The following is a 3,796-nucleotide window of genomic DNA, read 5'->3' as shown; positions in this document are numbered from 1 at the left end:
TTTTAACAATTTTTCAATCTTTTTCTGTAATTTTGAATCTTTAATTTTTTTTTGCATCTTTTAGAGCTTGGGGAGTGAAATATAGTTCATACATTACCACTCCAATTTTTTTGAGCATTCTTTCAAATCTGTTTTGGAAGCCTTGATAATAGAATCCGTCATCCCCGGAATACTGTTAAGATATTCCGTATCACTCATTTTTTCATTTTTTACTTTTTGTTTTATAAATTCAGCATAATCGATAATTTCCTTAAGATATTTTAAAGGAATATCTTGTGTTAAATCTAAAAGATAAGATTGTAATGAACTCATGAAAACCTCCTTAATGATCTATTAATTTCATCACTCACGAATTCAATTCAATAAAATACGAGATCGAGCGATCATAAGTTCTTTCCGCATCATTTGAAAAATAGCAGGCAGGCAGTTCTCTTCTCGATCTGTGATAACTGATACATTCGCAGCAAATTCCTTTTTTCCCGCAAGGATACGAGCAATTGCAGGATTGTTGATTCTTCTCCTGGTTTGGACAATTCATAATTAATTCCTTATATTTAAATCAATTCTTTCTAATACAATTTTTTTACTCTTATTGCATCCTGATAGGCGTCTTTTGTTTCTTGAACATCCGGAATATAAAAATCATCGGGATATCTTAACTGAACAGTATAATTAGTCAGATAAATAGTATTATCCAACTCCATAAAAGTTTTATCAATCGTTTTACATTTTTCCAATAATACAGCAATATTATGAATTTTTGCGAATTTTATTTTATGGCGTACAAGAAACATTTTCAAGAATTTTTCAGCAGCCTGCTGACAATGAAAACAAAGTACATCCGTAACTATATAATCATTTTTCAAGCCTTGTTCAACAATTTTCAGATCATGGTCTGCTTTGATTTTCCATTTTTCGATTAAGTCAATTTCATTTTCCATAAGGAATTACCTTCATTGAAAATATTATTAGCAATTGTTCCGAAAATTTTCTGTTCTTTTCGATAATCATCCAAAGTTTTTATGATCAAATCAACATCTAAACCAACTTTTGCAGTTTCAAGCCATAAATCATTCAATAATTTTAATTTCATCTTTCTTGATATTTTATTCTGGATGATTATGGCGATATCAACATCGCTCTCAATATTTTGGATACCTTTCGCATAACTACCAAAAACAACAATTTCATAAATAGATTTTACTCTACTTTTTATAATACTTACCAAAATTGAGAAAATTTCTTCCTTCGACATTTTCGAATCCTATTTTTTTTTGATTTACTGAATTTTTTGTCTTTATTCTGTCAACTGGAATCAAATATTTTGTCCAAAAAGACATCGTTTGAGTAAAATTTATCCGCTTCAATATTTCATATCTTTTATGAAATATACTCCTCATCCAGATTTATATTGACATCGATAGCACTACAAAAATCTATTTTCCCAAGGTTATTATGAAGTATATTATTATTCTTTTTATTACATTGAACTGTCTAACCATGCTGGCTTCTCAAATTCTGGAAGTGAAAGTTTCAAATACCGAACAATTAATGAAAGCTATTGCTATATCCGAAACAGATCAGATAATACAATTTAATCCTGGTATTTATGAATTTACTACAAGTCCTATTATCGATCCTTTTTCCGGAAACGGTCTGGAACATTTAAAAGATATCGAGGTTACAACCGGACTGCATATCAAAGAAAGATCACTGGAAATAATCGGGGCAGATAGAGACAGCGTTATTATCAAAACAAATTCAGGTTATGGGATATTTATTGAAAATTGTACTCGTCTGGTTTTGAAAGATCTAACGATTACCGGAGGAATTCGCGATCAAGATGGAGAAGCAACTTGTGCTGCTGTTGTAGTCCGCAATTCAAATGTGGAAATAACAGGTTGCATTATCAGAGATAATCAGGGAGATTTTGAGAAAACAATTGCTGGAATCGGAGGAATTATCGGCAGGGAAGGAGCTTTACTGAATATCCATCATAACGAGATCCATGATAATTCCTGGGATGGAGTTGCTCTTTATCGCGGAGCAAGAGCAATAATACATGATAATTTGATCTACAACGGACGAGGAGCAGGAATCGGCATTACCTGGAATGCAGAAGCTGATATTTATCGAAATGTTATTCATCATTATTGGAAAGGTGTCGGATCATTTGGAACAAGTCGGGTGGCTGTGAAAAATAACCTGATTCGTGATTTGAGAGGTTGGGGAATTATTGCGACCGGAGAAAGTATAATGAATTGCCGGAACAATTTCATTTATAATATTGGTAATGTCGGAATTGCCGGATGGTCTGAAGAAGCAAAGATCGATATTTGTAACAACGTCATTATCAACTGCGGAATTGAAGAACAATGGGTTGCTCCATTGGTTGGAATTTGGATGAACTGCAAGGAAGGAAATTACCTGATCGAGAAAAATTTATTATCCAACAACAAAGAAGCAGATTTTGCTTTTGGATATAAACCTGCTGAAGATCAGAAAAAATTTACTTTTCTTGAGGAAAGAAATTTATTTGAAAATGGATTTAATTTTAAAATAGAATCAAATAAGGTAGAATTATTGGTAACAAAATGGGGAAAAGGTCAAATTTTAGTGAAAGATCCTTTAAATCCTGAACTACAAGAGCTTATTGGATCAAAAACCGCTTATGGAATTTATGGTGGTTCTTATGGAGATTGGGATTGGAATCCGGATGAAAAACCGTTTAATAACAAATAAACATTGCCGTAAAAATCACAGATATTTTATTTGCTCTCATGAGAATAAGAAATAAAGAAAGATTATTCAGATTTTTGTTTTGGATATGGTTATCAATAATAATCATTATCTCATCTATACCCGGTTTATCAACTCCAAAAATAAATATAATAAAATTCGAATTCAGGCTGGATTATGTTTTCCATTTCTTTATATATCTGATATTTTCGATAATTTTCTTTCTCTGGAAAATCAATGGGAAAAAACAGAGAAAATTTAATCTACTTTCAATTATGATCATCTTATCTGTCATTTTAGCTGTTTTTGATGAATTTCATCAAATGCTCATCCCTGGAAGAACATTCAATCCGGTTGATCTGATTTTTAATTGTGCCGGTCTATTTACAGGATTTATTTTTTCGATAATTTTGTTCAGGAAAAAAAATGCTCTCCGGTCATTCTACAAATAGATAATTCTACCGGAGTTATTCCAATTTCTTTGCAAATTATCTCGATTCATAAATATCTACTTCTTGTCTAAACAAATATCAAATCTATTTCAAGCGAGAAATGTTAGTAAAAAATTACATTTATGTTTGTTTTTTTGGCTCTTCACGAATTTTTATGTTTTTTAAAGAAATTTCAATTTATTTTAAAATTTCATTAAATCTGTTCATCAAGCAAATCCGTCAGTTGCCGGATTGAATTAAAGTCATCATTGATAGATATATTGTTGTTCAACTCTTTTTTAATCACAGTGATAGACGGACAGAGTTGATTAAATTCTTATTTTCTATCCCCAAGATTCTCTTGAGTTTATTAAAATCCAACTCTTTAAAAGTTAAAACTTGTATATGATTGTTATTAATAAAATTCAATTTTTTTTGTTTTTTATGGATATTTAAATCTCCCGGAAGATTGATAAATCATAATCATAAAAATTCGTGAAGAACCGTTTTTAATTACTCTTTGTGTCTTGGTGCCTTTGTAGTTTTGCACTATCCAGAAAACATTTGACATTAAAATCGTTGCTGAAAAATCGGTAACAAAAAAATCAAAATCAGGAGAATTAATG

6 protein-coding genes are annotated in these 3,796 nt (G+C 30.7%); 2 read left to right on the top strand and 4 right to left on the bottom strand.

All coding sequences use genetic code 11. The features are described from left to right. Positions 1-93: 93 nt before the first annotated feature. Genes ENL20_12750 through ENL20_12735 form a run of 4 tightly spaced genes read right to left on the bottom strand, consistent with a single transcriptional unit; the run spans position 94 to position 1,255 of the window. Positions 94-312: a hypothetical protein gene (locus tag ENL20_12750; GenBank protein ID HHE39419.1), complete on the bottom strand. Its 219-nt coding sequence runs from the start codon at positions 310-312 to the stop codon at positions 94-96. Positions 313-346: 34 nt separating this feature from the next. Then, the gene (locus tag ENL20_12745) at positions 347-538 is read right to left on the bottom strand and encodes a hypothetical protein (GenBank protein HHE39418.1); all 192 of its coding nucleotides are present in this window, start codon (positions 536-538) and stop codon (positions 347-349) included. A gap of 31 nt (positions 539-569) precedes the next feature. Continuing rightward, entirely contained in the window at positions 570-941 is a 372-nt protein-coding gene (locus ENL20_12740; GenBank protein ID HHE39417.1) for a HEPN domain-containing protein, read from the bottom strand. Further along, positions 920-1,255 (bottom strand): nucleotidyltransferase domain-containing protein, encoded by a 336-nt coding sequence (locus ENL20_12735; GenBank protein HHE39416.1) that lies wholly within the window; start codon positions 1,253-1,255, stop codon positions 920-922. The genes ENL20_12740 and ENL20_12735 overlap by 22 nt, the downstream gene beginning before the upstream one ends. A gap of 200 nt (positions 1,256-1,455) precedes the next feature. Here ENL20_12735 and ENL20_12730 point away from each other — a divergent pair, with 200 nt between their 5' ends. Together ENL20_12730 and ENL20_12725 are read left to right on the top strand one after the other, a co-directional pair. Further along, complete coding sequence (locus ENL20_12730) at positions 1,456-2,742, top strand: right-handed parallel beta-helix repeat-containing protein (protein HHE39415.1); 1,287 nt, start codon at positions 1,456-1,458, stop codon at positions 2,740-2,742. A gap of 38 nt (positions 2,743-2,780) precedes the next feature. Beyond that, positions 2,781-3,191, top strand: coding sequence for a hypothetical protein (locus ENL20_12725; protein HHE39414.1), 411 nt, complete (start codon positions 2,781-2,783; stop codon positions 3,189-3,191). The last annotated feature ends 605 nt before the right edge of the window (positions 3,192-3,796 follow it).

Source organism: Candidatus Cloacimonadota bacterium (genome assembly GCA_011372345.1).
Classification (GTDB): Bacteria; Cloacimonadota; Cloacimonadia; order Cloacimonadales; family TCS61; genus DRTC01.
This window is presented reverse-complemented; position numbering and strand designations above follow the sequence as displayed.

Coding starts and splice junctions, on each gene's coding strand:
- ENL20_12750 (HHE39419.1), bottom strand. CDS start 312: ATGAGTTCATTACAATCTTATCTTTTAGATTTAACACAAGATATTCCT.
- ENL20_12740 (HHE39417.1), bottom strand. CDS start 941: ATGGAAAATGAAATTGACTTAATCGAAAAATGGAAAATCAAAGCAGAC.
- ENL20_12725 (HHE39414.1), top strand. CDS start 2,781: ATGAGAATAAGAAATAAAGAAAGATTATTCAGATTTTTGTTTTGGATA.
- ENL20_12730 (HHE39415.1), top strand. CDS start 1,456: ATGAAGTATATTATTATTCTTTTTATTACATTGAACTGTCTAACCATG.
- ENL20_12735 (HHE39416.1), bottom strand. CDS start 1,255: ATGTCGAAGGAAGAAATTTTCTCAATTTTGGTAAGTATTATAAAAAGT.
- ENL20_12745 (HHE39418.1), bottom strand. CDS start 538: ATGAATTGTCCAAACCAGGAGAAGAATCAACAATCCTGCAATTGCTCG.